Source organism: Diplocloster agilis, assembly GCF_019042275.1.
Taxonomy (GTDB): domain Bacteria; phylum Bacillota; class Clostridia; order Lachnospirales; family Lachnospiraceae; genus Diplocloster; species Diplocloster agilis.
Genome location: NZ_JAHQCW010000051.1, coordinates 1 through 19,060, shown reverse-complemented (window position 1 = coordinate 19,060; position 19,060 = coordinate 1). Strand labels below are relative to the sequence as shown.

At 50.4% G+C, this 19,060-nt stretch carries 15 protein-coding genes; 3 read left to right on the top strand and 12 right to left on the bottom strand.

The features are described from left to right. Positions 1-33 precede the first annotated feature (33 nt). From KTH89_RS21690 to KTH89_RS21670, 5 genes are all read right to left on the bottom strand, one after another. Entirely contained in the window at positions 34-990 is a 957-nt protein-coding gene (locus KTH89_RS21690; RefSeq protein ID WP_238723075.1) for an ABC transporter permease, read from the bottom strand. Further along, positions 977-1,972 (bottom strand): ABC transporter permease, encoded by a 996-nt coding sequence (locus KTH89_RS21685; protein WP_238723074.1) that lies wholly within the window; start codon positions 1,970-1,972, stop codon positions 977-979. Before KTH89_RS21685 ends, KTH89_RS21690 begins: the two co-directional genes overlap by 14 nt. After that, a complete protein-coding gene (locus KTH89_RS21680) occupies positions 1,959-3,545 on the bottom strand; it encodes a sugar ABC transporter ATP-binding protein (protein ID WP_238723073.1) in 1,587 nt (528 codons plus the stop codon). Before KTH89_RS21680 ends, KTH89_RS21685 begins: the two co-directional genes overlap by 14 nt. A gap of 348 nt (positions 3,546-3,893) precedes the next feature. Beyond that, a complete protein-coding gene (locus KTH89_RS21675; protein ID WP_238723072.1) occupies positions 3,894-4,958 on the bottom strand; it encodes a sugar ABC transporter substrate-binding protein in 1,065 nt (354 codons plus the stop codon). A 67-nt stretch (positions 4,959-5,025) separates the two neighbouring features. Continuing rightward, entirely contained in the window at positions 5,026-6,081 is a 1,056-nt protein-coding gene (locus KTH89_RS21670) for a zinc-dependent alcohol dehydrogenase (protein WP_238723071.1), read from the bottom strand. 468 nt (positions 6,082-6,549) lie between these two features. On the opposite strand from KTH89_RS21670, the gene KTH89_RS21665 reads away from it, so the two are divergent. The 3 genes from KTH89_RS21665 to KTH89_RS21655 all read left to right on the top strand — a co-directional run bounded on the left by KTH89_RS21665 (position 6,550) and on the right by KTH89_RS21655 (position 8,808). Further along, a complete protein-coding gene (locus tag KTH89_RS21665) occupies positions 6,550-7,047 on the top strand; it encodes a cupin domain-containing protein (protein ID WP_238723070.1) in 498 nt (165 codons plus the stop codon). A gap of 121 nt (positions 7,048-7,168) precedes the next feature. Further along, the gene (locus tag KTH89_RS21660; RefSeq protein ID WP_238723069.1) at positions 7,169-7,855 is read left to right on the top strand and encodes a GntR family transcriptional regulator; all 687 of its coding nucleotides are present in this window, start codon (positions 7,169-7,171) and stop codon (positions 7,853-7,855) included. A gap of 11 nt (positions 7,856-7,866) precedes the next feature. Beyond that, complete coding sequence (locus tag KTH89_RS21655; RefSeq protein ID WP_238723068.1) at positions 7,867-8,808, top strand: AEC family transporter; 942 nt, start codon at positions 7,867-7,869, stop codon at positions 8,806-8,808. Between the two features lie 10 nt (positions 8,809-8,818). Here KTH89_RS21655 and KTH89_RS21650 read toward each other — a convergent pair whose 3' ends face one another. From KTH89_RS21650 to KTH89_RS21620, 7 genes are all read right to left on the bottom strand, one after another. Beyond that, positions 8,819-10,879 carry a LysM peptidoglycan-binding domain-containing protein gene (locus KTH89_RS21650; RefSeq protein ID WP_238723067.1) on the bottom strand — a complete coding sequence of 687 codons (2,061 nt, stop codon included), beginning with the start codon at positions 10,877-10,879 and terminating at the stop codon, positions 8,819-8,821. Positions 10,880-11,155: 276 nt separating this feature from the next. After that, positions 11,156-12,100, bottom strand: coding sequence for a sugar-binding transcriptional regulator (locus KTH89_RS21645; RefSeq protein WP_158347045.1), 945 nt, complete (start codon positions 12,098-12,100; stop codon positions 11,156-11,158). Between the two features lie 61 nt (positions 12,101-12,161). Further along, the gene (locus KTH89_RS21640; RefSeq protein WP_238723066.1) at positions 12,162-13,457 is read right to left on the bottom strand and encodes a PHP domain-containing protein; all 1,296 of its coding nucleotides are present in this window, start codon (positions 13,455-13,457) and stop codon (positions 12,162-12,164) included. A gap of 153 nt (positions 13,458-13,610) precedes the next feature. After that, on the bottom strand, positions 13,611-15,104 hold the full coding sequence (locus KTH89_RS21635) for a rhamnulokinase (RefSeq protein WP_158347047.1): 1,494 nt from the start codon (positions 15,102-15,104) through the stop codon (positions 13,611-13,613). Positions 15,105-15,156: 52 nt separating this feature from the next. Beyond that, on the bottom strand, positions 15,157-16,200 hold the full coding sequence (locus KTH89_RS21630) for an alcohol dehydrogenase catalytic domain-containing protein (protein ID WP_238723065.1): 1,044 nt from the start codon (positions 16,198-16,200) through the stop codon (positions 15,157-15,159). Positions 16,201-16,327: 127 nt separating this feature from the next. After that, the gene (gene deoC, locus KTH89_RS21625; protein WP_158347049.1) at positions 16,328-16,978 is read right to left on the bottom strand and encodes a deoxyribose-phosphate aldolase; all 651 of its coding nucleotides are present in this window, start codon (positions 16,976-16,978) and stop codon (positions 16,328-16,330) included. A gap of 166 nt (positions 16,979-17,144) precedes the next feature. Further along, positions 17,145-18,200, bottom strand: coding sequence for a galactitol-1-phosphate 5-dehydrogenase (locus tag KTH89_RS21620; protein ID WP_158347050.1), 1,056 nt, complete (start codon positions 18,198-18,200; stop codon positions 17,145-17,147). Between the last annotated feature and the right edge of the window lie 860 nt (positions 18,201-19,060).

Sequence of the window (19,060 nt, the reverse complement as noted above, 5' to 3'; positions counted from 1 at the left end):
CCGTTTATCTGTCTTAAGCCGGCAGCGCCTTTGCTACACGGTCTCAACAGAAATCTTCTGCATGCCGCGTTCCGCCACCACCGACAAAACGATGATCGCTCCAATCATCACCTGCTGCCATTCGCTGGGAACTCCCAGATGGATCATTCCATTGGTCAGAACCAGCATAATGAGGCTTCCGATCACTGCATTGGATACTTTTCCGGAGCCGCCGGAGACCGCGGTCCCTCCTACCAGTGTGGCCGCTATGGCTGTCATGGGAAAATTTTCCCCGATAATCGGTTCCGCCGTACCCAGATTCGCGATATACAGCACGGAAGTAAATGCGATGATCAGGCCATTGATCAAAAACGCCATAATATAAACCCGTTTTACCCGGATTCCACTCATTCTGGCCGCATCCTGATTCGTTCCCGTGGCATATACCTCTCTGCCAAACACGGTCTTTGACAGCAGCAAAGCCATCAGGATCGCGATAACCGCCATCAGGATCAGGAATGTGTATCTGGAACTGGTAAATATATTCCGGAACGTGGGGCCGAAATCATAGATCTGCTTGCCCCCCAGCAGTACCATAGCGATCCCTCTTAAGATCCACTGCATAGAAAACGTCACAATAAAAGTAGGCACCTCCACATAGGCAACCAGAATTCCATTGGCAATCCCGATCACGGCCCCCAAAATCAGGGCGGCCAGGATCGCAAGCCAGGGATTATAGGTTTTATTAAGCACCATACCCGCGACGCAGGAGATCAGAGCCACGGCCGAGCCGATGGAAAGATCAAAACCCTTTAATACAATCACCAGTGTCATACAGATCGCCAGCAGGATCGTAAACGGCGCCTGCTGCAATACAATGTTGGATACATTTCCCCAGTTGTCAGGACCCCAGAACGTTTTTGTCGCCGCTGCAAAAAATACGACGAGCAGGATCATAACCAGCAGCCGGGAATATTTCATGAATAAATTTCTGAATTTAGCATTCGTCATATTTATATACCCTCCGTAGCGCCGCTTTCTTTTTCTTTCTTCTGCTGATCACATCCACCACGATGATCAGAAGGATGAAAGCACCTTTGTATACCTGCTGCCAATAGTTGGAAAACCCCATCAGCTGCAGTCCGTTGATGATCATGCTCATGACCAGCGCGCCTATAATGGTTCCCGCCAGTCCTCCTTTGCCGCCCTCGAAGGAGGTTCCGCCGATGATCGTGGCGGCGATGGCATTCCACTCGTACCCGCTGGCCGCCACAGGCCCTGCTGAGTTCGTCTTTGCCACCAGCAGCACCCCGCCGAAGCCGGAAAGCATACCGGCCAGCATGTAGATCAAGATCCTGGTTTTCTTCACATTGATTCCGGACTGGGACGCGCACTGCTCCGAATCCCCTACCGCGTAAATGTGCATGCCGAAACGGGTCTTGTAGGTAATAAACAGCATAATCATCACTATCACCAGCGCTACCCAGACCACCGTAGGGATACCCAGGAATTTGGAATCCGCCACATTCCGGAAAGCCTTCGGGAAACCGGATACCACGTTGCCCCCATTGATCACCTGGGCCGCTCCATAACCGATACTCATGGTGGCAAAGGTAATCAGCCAATAATTATATTTATATTTTCCGATCAGAACACCGTTGAATAATCCGAAGCACAGGCCGATTCCGGTTCCGATGGCAAAGGTCAGTATAATAGCGGGTATGCCCGGATTCTCAAAACGGGTGATAAAAAGCGCTCCGCCAAGCCCTGCAAAAGACATCACCCCTCCGATGGAGATATCGATCTCTTTCGACAGGATCGCCATAGTCATCCCGCAGGAGATGATCAGAAGGATCGCGGTATTGCTCAGGATGTTCAGGATATTCTGATATTTTGTAAAGCCCTTTGCAAAGAAGATAAAGACCAGGATAATCACCAGGACTCCCCATATCAGGCCGGGGATATTTTTTAATTTTTCTTTAACCTGCTGCATGATTTCCTCCTTTTTGGCAGTCCTTCGGCCCGGACTCCGCTGCGGACGGCGATTTATGCTCAACCGCTTTCCCGCCTTCGATTCCAAGGCTTAAGATATATTCCTGCGTAAATACATTTTCCTCGTGGCTCACTTCACCGGAAATCTCCCCGTCTTTCATGACATAGACCCGGTCCGCAAGGCCTAAAAGCTCCAGTAGATCAGAGGAGATCATAATCACCGCGGCTCCGTTCTTCGCCAGATCATTCATAATACCATAGATTTCTGATTTGGCCCCCACGTCGATTCCCCGGGTAGGTTCATCGAAAATAAACAGTTTACTGTTGGTAGCCAGCCATTTAGCAATGACGACCTTCTGCTGATTTCCGCCGGACAGATTGAATACCTTCTTTTCTATGGAGGTGGTCGCTACTTTTAGTTCCTTGACGCCCTGCTCCGCGGTCTCTTTGATCACATCGTTTTTTACAATTCCATTTGGGAATTTGTCAAACATACAGGCCTGAACGATATTGTCCTTGATCGACATATTGATGAACAGTCCTTCTGTTTTTCGGTTCTCGGAAATCATAGCCATCCCCTTTTGGATCGCACGGTTACAACTGTGATTCGACAGATTGATTTCTTTTCCTTCCAGAAAAACCTTTCCGCCCTCGGCTTGATCGAAACCGAAGATTGCCTTCACAAGCTCCGTCCGGCCCGCTCCAACCAGCCCTGCGAAGCCGACGATTTCACCCTGACAGACGTGTATATCCACATTCCGAAACCGCAGACCGGTCAGCTTTTCTGTGCGCAGCATCTCTTTTCCGGGCTCATTGTAGGTGCGGTTGTACACATTTTCAATGGTCCGGCCCACCATCATGGTGATCAGTTCGCTCATCTCGATATCATCAGCGTCCCTGGTCCCCACATAACAGCCGTCCCGCATAACTGTGATCCGGTCTCCGATCTCCATCAGTTCCTGCATCCGGTGGGAAATGTAGATGATACTGGTGCCCTGTGATTTTAACTGCCTTGTAATACGGAACAGGTTGTCGATCTCTTTTTGCGTCAGGCTGGATGTGGGTTCATCCATAATCAGAAGTTTATTCTCGGTGGATATGGCCTTCGCTACTTCCACCATCTGCTGCTGCGCAATACTTAAGTCCTTCACCATGGTCGTCGGTTTGATATCGATGCCTAGTCCTTCCAGCAGTTCCCGGCACTGCCGGTTCATTTTCTTATTGTCCACCATCCGCAGCGGCCCCATGACCGGCTCTCTTCCCACGAACACATTCTGCGCCACCGTGCGGTTTTGCATCATGCTCAGCTCCTGGTGGATGATATTGACCCCCTGCCGCTGGGCGTCGAGAACATTCGCCGGCTTATACTCCTGCCCTTCCAGGAGCATGACTCCTCCGTCGATCTTATACAGGCCGGCCATCATTTTAACCAGCGTGGATTTTCCGGCCCCGTTTTCCCCTATGATAATATGGACTTCTCCCTTTCGGATGTCCATAGATACATCATTAACCGCGACAACCCCCGGAAATTCTTTGCGAATGTTCTTCATTTCCAGTAATATCTCGTTTTGCATACTTTCCTCCAGCAGCGCATCTGCTGCGCCATAAATTCTACTGATCCCCGGATACTCCTGGGACATATCCTTCAGATGGGCTGCAGCCTTCGCTGTACCAAACTATATACCGGAATGCCCCGCGCCGCTTCCCGGTTCCGGCTGCCTTTTCTTCATGCGGCCGCAAAAACAGGGGAGTTTTTCATTGGCTGACGTACCACACCGCATGTTTAATGACAGGACGCGCATCCTTAACGCACCTTCCTGTGAAAGAAAAAGCAAAGCCTGTATCCCGGGCAGCTTCGCTGAGCATCCCGTTATTTATGAGATTTCCATCTGATAGAATTTTGTATGTTGAAATCTTATCTCTTACTGAATTCCGTATTTTGCTTTATATTCACTCAGGTTGTCTTCGTTTACGATGACCGCGTCCTGCATTCTCTCCTTTTCCATGGTTACACCTTTAAAATAATCTATGGCCGCCACAGATGCCTGTTCGCCCATCTTCCAGGAAACATCGTCCGCGGTAAACGCGATCTTGCCATCCGCGATGGCCTGTACCAGTTCTTCGGAACAGTTCAGGGCGCAGATCTTTATTCCGTCCCTGCCGGCCTGGCGCACGGCTTCCGCCGCTCCCAAAGCCATCTCTCCGTTGGAAGCAAAGATTGCGTCCACTTCGGGATATTTCTGAAGCAGGTTCTGGGTTACCGTCAGTGCCTCCTGACGCTGATAATTGGCAGGCTGGCTGTCAAGCACTGTGATACCGCTGTTTTTGGCAAATACGTCATCGGCCCCGGCTTTGATATCCGTGCTTGTCTGGGAACCGGTCGTCCCCTCCAGAATAAGTACACTGCCTTCCCCTCCTAACAGATCTACCAAAGCTTCCGCTGCGCTGGTGGCAATATCATAATATTCTACGCCAACAAAAGTGACATATTCCAGGCCTTCTCCGGTGATCTTGGTCGCCAGGTTAATAATCGGAACCCCTGCCTCGTTGATCTTCTCGATCGCCGGAGTAATTCCCTCCGAATCCGCCGGCGCCAGCAGATATACATCCGGCGGGTCTAAAAGAGACTGTTCCAGAAGCTGGATCTGTTCTTCATTGCTGTCCGCGGTTACCGGACAGAGCGTTTCCATGGTCCATCCGTACTCTTCACATTTATCTTTGGCGGCTGCTTCTAGCTCCGTCCAGTAGCTGCTGCTTAATTTCTTAACTAACAGTACGGCGCGCTTTCCGCTGAGATCCTGGTCCGCCGCGTCTCCTGTCTCGGGAGCCTGTGCGGCGGTTTCCTCCGGAGCCGCTGTTTCTTTTGTCTCAGGCGCTGCATCGGCAGCTGCCGGCGCAGCGCTTTCCTCTGATTTTCCGCAGCCGGACAGAATCATGGCCATCATCATGGCTACCGCTGCTGCTCTTCGAACGTTTTTCTTCATCATTTTAAATCCTCCTTAATTTTCACCTTATATAGTAACGTTTGCTTCTCCACTTAGGGAAATACCACCTTTATGGGTGGATTACCACCTTCATTGCCCCATCCATACGGTTTTCAAATACCTCGATTGCGTGCCGGATCTCTTCCAGGTCAAAGGTATGGGTAATCAAATGTTTGGTATCGATCTTCCCCTGCTCCAAAAGCTGCAAAACCTCCTTTGACACATTGGGATTTGCCCTGGAGCCGTTTACCCGGATCTGATCACAGACGATGTCGTTCACCGGTACATAGATGTCTTTTTCTTTTGTCAAAGCGATCAGGGAAACCCTTCCGTTTTTCTTGACGCTTTTTATGGCATTATGTACCGAAGCCTGTGTGCCGGCCGCCTCGATGGCCACATCCGCCCCCCGGCCATTCGTTATCTTGCGTACTTCTTCCACCGGATCGCACGCTTCGTAATTTACCACATAATCCGCGCCGCTTTTCTTAGCGATCTCCAGCCTGTGGCCTCTGCCGACCATGATCGCGGCCGCGCCTTTCGTCCTGGCGATCTGCATGGCCAGATTTCCGATCGGCCCCGGCCCGTAGACCACTACCGTCTCACAGGACGCCACATTGGCAATGCGCAGGCTCTGGAGCGCCACGCCCCCGGTGTCACACATGGTAGCCTCATCAAAACTGACTTGATCCGGCATCACTTCACAGGACTTTTCCGTAAATACTCCATATTCCGCGTAAGCTCCATTTGAGGTAAATCCGTAATGCCGGTGACCGCTTTCGTTCTTTCCATAATTGAGGCACAAAGTATAAAAACCCTGCCTGCAATTTTCACAGATTCCGCACCCGCTGTGTGCTTCGCCTGCCACCCGGTCCCCAACCTTCAGATTCGCAACGCCCTCGCCCAGCTCCACTACTTCTCCGGCCCATTCATGTCCGAAAATAAATGGATACGCCGGCGGCCAGCTTCTTTCCTCATATTTCCCGTGAAATAATCCCGGATCCGAACCGCAGATGGCTACCGAGCGCACTCTGCACAGCACCTCTCCATACCCCGGCCGCGGAATATCCACCGTCTCGATCGAATACTCATTGGCCCCCCTGGAGACGACCGCCTTCATTTTTTCCATTGTTCCTACCTCCTTTGCGTCAACATCTTAAATCGTCTTTTCCTGTCCCGTTCACAGGTTGTGCTTTTGTGTCTACAGTTAATATTTCATTGGTATTCCATTGGTATTCCATGTGTGTATCTTAGCATAACCCCTTACAACTATCAAGACTTTTTTTCACGTTCACATCATTTTGTCTATTTTATATTATTTTTCCTACTCTTTTTTGTATATTTTTTAAACCGTAAGAACATTTATTATCATCTGTTCCCGTCATAATGAATATGGCCGGACAGTTGTAGGGGGAATGGGATACATACGGTCCGGCTTGCCTATTCAGCCTTGACCGCTTCCACTACAAAAATGGTCCGCCACAAAAATTTTCTCTTGCATTTTAGTAATGTATATGTTATATTACGCTTGTGGTATACCATTAGTATTCAATCTGTATACCTAAAATACATTTATAATTTTGAGGAGGTTTTTACTATGTCAGAAGAAATGAACAAAGATGCATTAAGTCTCACTCCGGAGGAAATGGAGCAGCGCAGAAAAGAGTCCCCCTACCTGATTACCAAGGAAGACGGCCAGAATTTCCCGATCCCGGATCTGATCGGAGCCGAGCGCCTGATCCTGGTTGACGGGCAGACCCCGGCGCCCTCCGAGGAACTGACCTTTGGTATCTGTTCCTTCGCTCCCCGCACTTCCCTACATAAGAAGCACTCCCATGTCGGCTGTGAGGAGATCATGTATATCCTTTCCGGCAAAGGAATCGGCGGTGTGGGCGATATTGAGACCGAGCAGCGCGCCGGAGATACGATCTTCGCTCCCAAAGGCGTGGAGCATTGGTTCTATAATCCATTTGACGAGCCCTTGGTTATGCTCTGGATCTATACAAAAGCATCCCTGCGGGAAGCAGGCTACGCCCTGGAGTCAAGAGGATACAAAGAGATTGACCATGAAAAAGAATACAAAGAAATAAAATAAGACCTAGGGCGGCGGACCGCGCAAACGGCATCTTCCTTGCCGCCGCTGTGCGGTCCCTCCAAAAGGGTTTTCATGAGTCAGCCTGACAGAATACATCAGAGGCATACAGAAAGGATTGCCTATGGAATTTTTAATAAACGAGACTGTACAGCAGTCAAAGCGGGAACAGGCGTATCACTACCTGAAAGAACAGATTATCTGCCGCCGCCTGCTTCCCGGTTCTGTGCTCAGTGAAAAGCAATTATCCGCAGAACTCAACAGCAGCCGCACACCCATCCGGGAGGCGATTCAGGCCCTGATCAGCGAGGGACTGGTCGTGTCCATTCCCTCGAAGGGTTATCTGGTTTCGGATATCACCTATGAGAGCATCACGCAGCTTTACGAGGTACGGGAATATCTGGAACGCTTTGCAGCCAGACAGGCAGCGATCATGATATATCCGCCTCAGCTTAAATTCATGCGGCAGCTATGCGCGGAAATGGCCCAGCAGATCTCGGCACAGGATTATCATTCACTCACCTGTTCCGATATTGTCTTCCACCACACATTGATCGAAGCCAGCCACAATCTGATACTGCAAAAGCTGTACTCGCAGATATCCGGGCAGATAGAGCGGATTACGAATCTGATCAGCGTCAATCCGTCCAATATCGCCCGTTCCCACCATCAGCACGAAACTCTGGTCCAGGCGCTGACCGCACAGGATGCTGACGCTGCGGAAAAGATAATGCAGCAGCACATCGCGGAAAACAAGCTGGTGCATCTTAAATCCTTCGCCCCCAATATCTTCGGGATAACCAGAGTCTGACGGTGGCGCCTATGGAGATCGGACGCATTGTTTTTAACCAGGTTCTGGTAATGACTCTGCTGATCGGAGTCGGCATACTGCTATACAAGATCCGTCTGATTTCCAGACAGACCAATCTGCAGCTGACCAATCTGGTACAATATGTGGTAAATCCCCTGCTGGTACTCTCCTCCTTTTCCATGGAATACAGCAGGGATTATATTCATAATTTTATCATCGGGCTCCTGGCCGCCTCCCTATTCCACGCACTGGCGATTCTCATTTCCCATATCGCCCGCTTAGGCGCGAACCGCCATCTTCTCCCGGTGGAACGCTTCGGCATTATCTTTACTAACTCAGGCTTTATGGCGGCACCGATCATGCTGAGCCTGTACGGGAATCTGGGGCTGTTTTATAACAATACCTGTGTCATCGCCTTTCAACTGTTTGTCTGGACCTATGGGATCTCACTCATGTCTGATGACAATCATGGCGGTATTCGTCAAAAAATCCGGCTGTTTATCAATCCTATGATTATCTGTGTGTTTTTGGGTATGGCTATGTATCTGATGAGGTTAACTTTTCCCTCTCCCATCCGGAAATCGATTGAATTTATCGCAGGAATGAATACCCCGCTGGCCATGATCGTATCCGGTATCTATCTGGCGCAGGGCAATCTGTTGTCTCTGTTTCGCAAACCCCGGGTTCTCTGGATCAGCTGTATCCGTATGATCCTTTTCCCTCTGGTGGTCATCGCGCTATTGGTCCCTCTGCATCTGGATCAGACCCTCACCTATTCCCTGGTGATCGCCATGTCCGTACCGATGGCTTCCAGTGTAATATTTTTCTCCAAAAGCAGCGAAAAGAGGACGGAGCATGCCTCCGACCTCTTTACCTTATCTACCATATTGGGATTGGTCACGATCCCTTGTATGATAACCCTGACTTCCAAGTTATGTTCCCTTCTATATTAATAGGAGGCTGTTACGGTATGTCCGCAAGCCACTCCTCCGGGATTCGGAGTATCTGGCCGATTCTAAGCGGCTCTCTCACGTCCAACTGGTTATATGCAGCCAGCTTAGCATAACGGCTTCCCTCTCCGGTGAGATCTTTCGCAATAGAATAGAGGCTGTCCCCTTCGGCCGCCGTAATCTGACAGGGCAGATATACAAAACCGCTCAATGCGTCCTTTACAAAATAAAGCGGTGGCCGATAATTATTATTCTTATTTGTAAACAGCAGAAGCCATTTCACCTGATACCCATCTTCCATGTTGCCGCTGATCGGAACCGCGACCACATTATCGATCATCTCCCCATTCTCACCGACAGCCGCCTGCGCCAGAATATCGTCCCTGTAATGCACCAGGCAGTTTTTCGGATCGATGATCCTAGTTCCCTGAGTGGCATAGGTGCGCTCCACGTGGCAGTCCGCTTCCCAGCTGAAACTCGGGTGCAGCCAATGGGCGCCGGAAATTCCAAGCCACAACTCATGGACCGTATCCTTTGTAATCCATCCGTTTTCATCCAGATCATCATTGATATCCGTCTGTCCTTCCGGGAGCCGCAGAAGCCACATCTGCCAGCCATTTTGATCCTGGGCCCCGGCCGGTTCCGCCTCCATCTGATCCGATGCCGGTTCCGCTTCCATGCAAAGCGCAAAGGGGGACACCTCTGAGATCGAGAACCCTTCCGGAGCCCGAAGGCAGAACTCTTCACACAGATAGACCCCCGCCTGATTCCTCGTCAACGGCGATTCCGACACCGCCAGCGGGGCCAGCGAAAGCTTCTCCCTCGCCTCTTCCAAGTCAAACTGCCAATTATTCGCCCTATAGGGAATACCGGCAGGATTATCCTTCCAGCGTCGGAACTCTTCTTCCTCAAGCTCCATAACGCTCTCATGTCTCATCCGTCCCGTGGCCGTCCCTTTCAGACTGACACAGCCGCTGACCGTACATACCCAGTCAAGCGTATCTCCGGCGATGCCATGGGTCGCCTGTATGCCCTCTTCCAGTATACTGATTTTCCCGGTATTATAACAATTCTCAATGGAATTCCATCCCATATGTCCGCAGATGCCTGCCACCTGTGCATACTCATACCAGTCCGGATGGTCCGGATAAATGTAAGCCTTCTGATACTGCGCCGTCACCGTTCCCTCATTTCCGCAGTCGTAGATAAACGCGCAGTCGTTATAAGCACAGATTCCTCCGGCCTCCCAGGGCGCCTCCACTTTCCCGGTATTTACGCAGTTCTTTATAATAGCGGGTACCGGATTCTGCTCGTCTTCCCCTTTCAGTACCTTGCATTTGTTCAGACCGGCGATGCCGCCCGCCCCATAATCACCAATGCCGCTTAAGAATACCTCCGCCCGATTCTCGCAGTCCTTGATGGTGCCCCGGTTAATCCCGGCGATACCGCCCACATAGCACTGCGTCCCCTCGATCCGCCCTTCCACCGTAATATTCTCAAGCGTACCATAGTTGACCATACACAAGATCCCGACACCATACTCATCCATCTCCCAGACGATGGGATCCGTCTTAAGCGTCAGATTGCGGATGACTGCCTTTCTGTCCACACAGACAAACATCCCGTTTCCGGCGTTCTCATGCCAAGTAATCGTATGGCCGTTCCCCTCGAAAACCCCTCCGTATCTGAGCATACTCTGACGTATGTACGGATGCCCGATGAAAGAGCCATATCCTCTATCCTCCACAAAATTAATATCCGCCATCAGCTCCACATCCACCGCAACTGCCTCATTATTCTCCTTCTCTACTTTTCTGGCCCGGTTTATGTAACCGTCGAAACGGGTATAATCCTTGATATCATAGATATAAAAGACCCCGTCCCGGTAACTGGGATCTTCCTCGATAGACGCGTACAGCGGGTCAAAGGTTTCGCTCTCCCTGGCGGCCAGAATCCAGAAAGCGAATGTCAATATAAAGATAGCCGCAGCCGAAACAAGATTTTTAGAGCGCAGCCGGCGATGTCTTTTTGTTTTATATTTCACAGCGGGATTATTCCCTTTCTGTTTTTTCATTTTTGCCTCCAATTGTACGCTTACCCTCACAAACTTCATTTGTCGTTCTGTGCCTTATCTGCCAAATGAGCCCGGCTCTATTTCTTTTAATCCTAATACTTCGCCCTGTATCTGTCAAATATAGCCGCACATGGTTTTAGAACTTACGGCCTTAACTTACTGGAATAAATACTATTTTAGTCCTTTCCATCAGAATAAAAGAAGGACTGAGCCCTGTGCTACACAGGATTCAGTCCTCAACTATGTTATTTGATCAGATTTTCCGCCCTTGGGCCGTCACATTTCTTCCAACAGCTTGCGGGCCGATTTTTCATCCAGGAACAGGCAGTTGATGTATCCGCCGGCCAGCGCTCCCTTCAGTCCTTTTACTTTGTCCTCATCCATAACCACGCAGATCCGTTTGTCCTTCTGCTTTACCTCCTCCAGGCTGATGCCGATAACGCGGTTATACAGTTCATTATCTAGATGGGTTCCGTCCTGTTTGAAATAGCGGGAACAGATATCACCCACGTACCCCTCTTCTTTCAGGTTCTTATAATCCTGTTCGGTAAAATATCCGGACTGGATCAGCACAGAATCCTCTCTGATTTTCCCGACACTGAACAACAGGATATTCGCCCGGTGGATCAGCTCGAATATTTCCCTGATCTTGGAATCACTTTTTAAGGCTTCCGCGATCTTGGAATTGTCCACAAAGGACGGTACCGGAAGGCTGTATCCCACCGTGTGGTAATTCTTTGCGAACTTGGCCAGGACATTTTCAGCTCCCGTGCTGGTGGCATTTCTGGATACGCCGCCGTTTAATCCCACGAAGGTTACATCGGACACATTTTTTGGGCGCAGATTCTCCGCCACCCGTGCCAGCGTATTTCCCCAGGACAGGCCGATAATGTCACCGTCCCGTACGATCTGATTCAGATATTCTGCGACCGCTAACGATACATCCCGGGCGATAATATTCGGCTCCTCAATATCCACATGGGCCACGGAAACATATTCCAGATGATATTTCTCCTTGATCTCCTGCTCCAGATCAAACTGCGTGATCACCGGCAGATTCAGGGTATAGCTGACATATCCCATGTCGACCGCTTTGTTGATCATTCTGGATATGGTCGCATTGGAAAGATTCTCGCTCTGGGCAATCTCTTTTTGATTCATCCTGAGTAAAAAATACTTTTTCAACACCCGGTAAAGCTGTACCGAATTATTCGTATCCATGTAATACCCCCGTTGCACATCCCATTTTGTTACTCTGTTTTTTTATTTCAAGGGAATGCTTTCAGCCCTCGCTATTTGTGACATATTCCCTGAAAACCCGGATTCTCTCCTGGACGGACGGATATCTGCGCTTGGTTTCTTCGGAGAGAATGCCCCTTTCCAGCGCACCGTCGGCCACCTTTTCATGCCCGATGATCGCCCAGGCCACATCGTCAAAATATTTCTTTTCTTCCGCGGTCAGCGTGGTGTTGATAAACGGCTGGCGCGGCTGATTGATATCCTCCCCGCAGACCTCCAGCATATTATAACGGGCGCACAGATCACGAACCCGCTTTACCTGGTCCTCGCTGTTCCGGCTGGGTGCGTAGCTGAATCCCTGCATCCCGTACTCGGAGACGTATTTGAACAGATCATCCAGGATATCATCCTCGAACTTCTGAGTTTTCTTATCTCCGGTAACGGATTCTCCCCGGACATCGCCCAGATATGTATAGGTCGGTATACATCCCAGAGAATTCAAAAACGGGATCGTCTTTTCCACGTCCGGCGTCTCCTGCGCGTTAGCCGGTACATACATATTTTCCGAGAAAAATCCTTTTAAAAGATTCGTCAGGTCATAATCATAAATCGGGCTGGCTGTATCCAGCAGATACTCCTTCACCTTCCCGGACAACGGGATCTCCAGTTTCTTCTCCAGGAAATCCACAAGCGCCTGTCCCCTGCCATATTTCTCAATCATCCGCTGGCCGGTGGCGAACAAAAGATGCCGTTCGGTGATCGTACCCTTTTCCTTCCAGCGGGATACCGGGATGACATGGGCGTCAAAATCCAGATTCATACCGTAATTGCTTAAGATTGCATCGACTTTTTTCACCATCGCCCGGTTTCTGATCTCGCGGGCCTCCCGGATCGGAACCAGGAATTCCTCGATCTTCCCAAGCGAGCTGATGGGAACTCCGTGTACCGGAAAATATCCCACGGACAGCTGATCCGGATTATTGAACTTCTTTCCCTTCAGCGGCGTATTATCCCAATTTAAGCGCACTTCAAAACCTACCGTAGGTATCACGCCCAGAATTGCGCAGGCCTCTTTGAATTCCAGACAGCCGGCCACAGATTCATGGTCTACGATTCCGCAGGTGGTCAAGCCTACCGTGTAAGCCTTCCAAGCTATTTTAGAAGGGCTGTAGGGAGAAAAAGAATATTGGGAATGCACATGGTTATTGCATTCATCCTGCCTCGGCACACTGGGGATATCCCCGTGATCTACCGCCTGCTTTAAATCCCGGACCGCCTGAAGCCGTACTTCCCGTTGAGCGTGGTTCAGATTTTCTATCAGGTTCTCTATCCTGTCCATAATTTCCTCCAGTACCGCACTTGCTGCGGCTCTATTTCAGGTATGGTGTAAACCATTTCCTCCAGTGCCGCACTTGCTGCGGCTCTATTTCAGGTATGGTGGTACCATTTCCTCCAGTGCCGCACTTGCTGCGGCTCTACTTCTGGTATTGTATCACAATTTTCTTCTTTCCAGTATTTTTAAATAACATTTATACTGATTATCCCAGTATTCCCTGTCTGCGGGGGCACAGTGATACAGCTCGCTGGAATTTGCGCACAGCGCGCGCCCTTCTTCCACATCCTTAATTTTCTGATCCGCGATCAGCTGGAAGATCAGGTTTCCGACAGCCGTAGTCTCGGTGGGTCCGCAGACCGCCGGGATACCCATAGCGTCCGCGATCCACTGGCACAGCATATGATTCTGAGTGCCTCCGCCCACCAGCTGGAGAAGCTCAAGCTTATCGCCGGTCACATTGGTCACAGCTTCAAAATTCTTCCGGATAGTCAGCGCCAGGCTCTTATAGGCACAACGCGCCACTTCCCCCAGGGTCTGCGGAACGTCCTGGTAGGTTTCCCGGCAGTATTTTTGGATCATTCCGGGCATATCCGGCTGGAATTCGCCAAAGGGTCCTTCGTCCACGTCAAATACACAGTTCAGATCATCGGCCGCCTGGGCTTCTTTTACGATTTCGTCCCAGGAGATCTCTCTTCCTGCGTCGTGGTTCCATTTCTTCCTGCACTGCTGGATCACCCACAGGCCGTTGATATTTTTAAGCAGCATGCTCTTGCCGGCCACACCGCCTTCATTTCCGAATTCCAGCGGTACTACCGCCGGGTCCGTCATGGGTCCGTCCAGCTCCAGTCCGGCCAGCGCCCAGGTGCCCAGACTTACGAATCCCCAGGTCTTATCATTTTCCACCACCGGGATTCCCGATACGGCCGACGCGGTGTCGTGGGTCGCGGGTATTACCACATTGATCGGGTTAATGCCCAGTTCCTCACAGACCGAAGGCTTGATCGGCCCAAGAAGCGTTCCGGGTTCGGAAAGTTTGGTAAAGATGTCGGACCGGAGTCCCAGTTTTTCACATATCTTGGTCTCCCAGCAGCGGTTCTTCTGGTCCACCATCAGGGTCATGGTGGCGTTGGTGAATTCATTGGTCACCTTGCCGGTCAGAAAATAATTCAAAAGATCCGGTATCATCAGCAGATGCGCGCCGTACCTGTATTCGGAAGCGTTCTTCTTCTTTAAGGAATACAGCTTATAGATTCCCATAATCCGGTTACAAGGTCCCTGCGACAGCTCAAATAACTCCTCCTCGGACAGAATCGAATGCATCTCGGCGGACAGCCGGTGCTGGCTCTCATCCCGATAATGCAGAGGATTTCCCATGAGACGGCCTTCCTCATCGATAAAACCGAAATCACAGCCAAAGGAATCGATGGCTACGGAATGCGCATCCGGATACTTTTTCAGCGCTTTCTGAATACCTGCCTTGACATCCGAGAGAATTCTTAAAATATCCCAAAAATACTCTCCCTCATTTGCAAACACCGGCACGTTGTCAAACCGGTACACAATGTCAAAATCAAATTTGTCATCCCCATAATTCGCTACGATAACTCTTCCATTGCTGGCCCCAAGATCCACAATAATGTAATTATCCATAAAAATCCCTTCCCTTATCTATGTATTTTCTTACGGATTCTGTGTGTTGCTGTTACGGATGGATCACTACTTTCATAATATTCTCATCCCGGATGGATGTAAAGCCCTCTTCGATATCATCCAGAGAGACAATTTTCTCGATATATTTTTTCGCATCCAGTTCATGAGCCTCCATCATATCCATGATCTGCTGCATAAATCCCGGAGTCGTCGCGTGCACTCCGCATATCTGAAGCTCTTTATAATGAATCAGGTTCGAATCGATAAAGCCTTTGCTCTCGCCCGGAAGACCGCCGAACAGGGAGATTCTTCCCATCTTGGCTGCGATCTCCTGTGCTTCCGTCTGAACGGAAGGCACTGAGGTGGCGGTGATCACCACGTCCGCCCCTTTGTTGTCCGTCAGCTTAATAACCTCTTCTTTGGTGTTCTGGGTAAACGGATTGATCCATTTTACGCCCGGTACTTTTTCCATGGCGATCTTACCGCGTTTTTCCACCGGTTCCACGACGATGACATTGCGGGCGCCTTTTCTAAGAGCCAGTTCCGCGTGCAGACAGCCGATCATGCCGCTTCCGTATACCACCACATCATCCCCCGGCTTTACATGCATATAGCTCTGTCCGTTTAACGCGCAGGCCGCCGGCTCGATCAGGGTAGCGTCGTCATATTCGATGGAATCGGGAAGCCTTAAGACATTTCCCATCCGAATCGCTTTGGCCGGAACCTCCAGGTACGGAGCGAAAACCCCCTCATACTGGAAGCCGATGGTCTCCAGATGATCGCACATATTGGTATGTCCGGATTTGCACGGATAACACTCGCCGCAGCCGATCGCAGGAGCTACCGTGACACGGTCCCCCTCTTTCCAGCCGAATTCTTTCGCATAGGGGCTGGCATAGATAATATCTCCGGCACACTCGTGGCCCAGTATACGCGGAACCGCGATCTTGCTGCTGCCCTTTAAGAACGTTCTCATATCCGTACCGCAGATAGACGCCGCTTTAATCTGAATGATCAGATTATCGTCTTTTTGCACCGGTTCCGGCATTTCGCTGATCTTGAGCTTGCGTTCCTCATCCATAATAAATGCTTTCATAATTTTCCTCCAATCGCGGGGTATACTCCCGCATCCTATCCCTTACAGTGGTAAGCCGCCTGAGGATCGGCGAAATATGTTCCATTTTGCACTACCCTCAGGCGTATTTTTATTTCCTATTATAAAATTAACCTTCTACGATCTTGATTCCGGCACTGGTTCCGAGTCTGGAAGCGCCTGCTTTAATCATGGCGTCCGCATCCTCTTTATTGCGGATACCGCCGGATGCCTTTACTTTCACTTCCGGTGCTACGGTTTTGTACATCAGGGCTACATCTTCCACTGTAGCGCCGCCGGTGGAGAAGCCGGTGGAGGTCTTCACGAAATCAGCTCCCGCTTCCTTACAAACCTTGCACACTTCAACCTTTTCCTCATCTGTCAGCAGGCAGGTCTCGATGATTACTTTCAGGATCGTGGGGGATTTCGCCGCCGCTCTTACCGCAGCCACATCTTCTTTGACCCGTGCGTAATCATGCTCTTTGGCAGCGCCGATATCGATCACCATATCCACTTCGCCGGCTCCGTCTTCCACTGCCTTCTTAGCCTCCAGCGCTTTGATCTCGGAAGTGTTGGCTCCCAGAGGGAATCCGATCACGGTGCAAACCTGAACTGTGGTATCTTTTAATATGTCATAAGCAAAACTTACATGTTTCGGGTTAATGCATACGGAGGCAAAGCTGTACTTTTTTGCTTCCTCGCATAATTTTCTAACGTCCTCTGTGGTAGCCTGGGGTTTCAAAATGGTGTGATCTACATAACTTGCGATATTTGTATTCATGGTGATATCTCCTTTTTATTTTTTATTGTTATACAAGATTGAGCAGCCAATGCTGCAAATCCGCCCGAAGGCGTGTATGAATGGGACACTGTAAACTATACCTTTTATGTATCAGTCGTTCCGATCCTTACGATCCGCTCGATCCGCTCAAGCGTATGGTCCGCTTCTATTTTAAGAAACCGTTGGGATAGAACATAATCTTATTAAAGACGATAGATTTCTCATCGATCTTTTTGAATGTATCCGGCACATCCTCTAACAGCAGTTTGTGGGAAATCAGCAGATCCGGATTCAATTTCTTCTCGCCCATCAGTCTGGCCGCCTCGGTCCATTCTTTTCCGGGGAAAGGATTGGAGAAGGAATTCCAGCTGCCCTTTATCGCCAGCTGATATCTTAAGATATTGTCCACAGCCTGTTCGGACAATTCCAGTCCCTTATGGGAAATGCCAAGGAAAACAACTCTGCCCATCTTGCCGGTAACCAGGATCGCGTTGTGCTGCGCAACCGGAGCGCCGGACATATCAAAGGAAACCGTAACGCCTTTTCCGTTTGTATGATCAAGTACCGCTTTCACCGCGTCGTTCTTTAAAGAGTTTACCGTAAAGGTAGCGCCGCACTCCACTGCGTTTTCCAGTTTGGAATCGTCGATATCCACCGCAACGATGGTTTTGATTCCCAACGCTTTCGCATACTGGATCGCGAATAAGCCGATGGCTCCCAGACCAAATACGCAAACGGAATCTTCCGGCGTCACATCTCCTCTTAAGAACGCGTGGATCGCGTTGGCCGCGGGATCTACGGTTGCGCCCCAGTCAAAAGGCGTATCCTGGGACAATTTCACCAGGTTCTCCGCTTTTACCGCCAAATATTCCGCAAACGCTCCATCGTTTCTGGAACCATAATATTTATACTTTTCACAGAGGGAATACTCACCCTTTTTGCACCACTCGCATTCGTGGCAGGGAAGTAACGGAGCTGCGCAGGCTCTGTCGCCGATCTCCCATCCATTGACTTCAGATCCGATCTCAACGATCTCTCCGGCGAATTCGTGACCAGGGATAATCGGAAGTACATGGGAACCGAACTGCAGGATTCTGGGAATATCGGAACCGCAGATACCGACTGCCATAATTTTCAGCAGGACTTCATCGCTGCCCGGTGCAGGCTTCGCTGTTTCAATCAGCTGTAAATGTTTTACTTCTGTCATCTGAATCGCTCTCATTTTAATTCCTCCATTTTGGTTTGCAATGTGTTTTGTGAAATTATTTTCATCACATGAAAATAATATCACTCCCCCTCCAAAATGTCAATAGGTCTTTTTCCATAATTTCTCCCCTGATTATGAGTTTATTTTGGGCATATTTGGGATGATGTGAAGGGCCGGGCGCCGGGCTGAGGGCTGCTGTTTCCGGAGGAGGCCCCCTGCCGCGGGCGCTAACCGCTTCGGCCGGATCTAAGAACGGGTAACGGATCATGCGGGAGAACCTTTTATTAGCAGGGCCCGGAACAAACTCGCCAGAAAACGGCTCAAACAGTGTTCCGGGCCCTGCCAGGTTCTCCCCCACGATCCGTAACCCGTTCTAAGATCCGGCCTCAAGCGGTTTGCGCCCGCGGCAGGGGGCCTCCTCCGGAAACAGCAGCCCTCAGCCCGGCGCCCTACTTTACTGCAATATATTCACCACATCCAGGACTTTACGCCTGTACCAGTGTAGGGAATGCGGGAACCGGCGGGGGTATGGAGCACCCGGAGCGGCGCAGACGGATTCCGGCGGCCGGGAAGGGGAGCGAAAAGTCCGGTGGTTCGGAATGCTTGAGGGAAAACCGTATCAGATCTTACGGAGAAGAAGCTGCCGCACGAACTTAGCGTTCTTTCTGGGGGCTTCGTATGCCCGCTGCTTATGGCTTGAAACCGCAGCGGTATGCGGGGACGCTCCGGACGGCCGGGTTCTTTTGTATCTCCCCGGGAGCGCATAGGGCGGCTGTGTATCCGCTTGGGGGAATCGGAAAGCCGGGTTCAGGATGACCGGCGGACTTCACGTCCGACGGGCAAGAGCCTCTGAACCGGGAACACATCACGTGTTC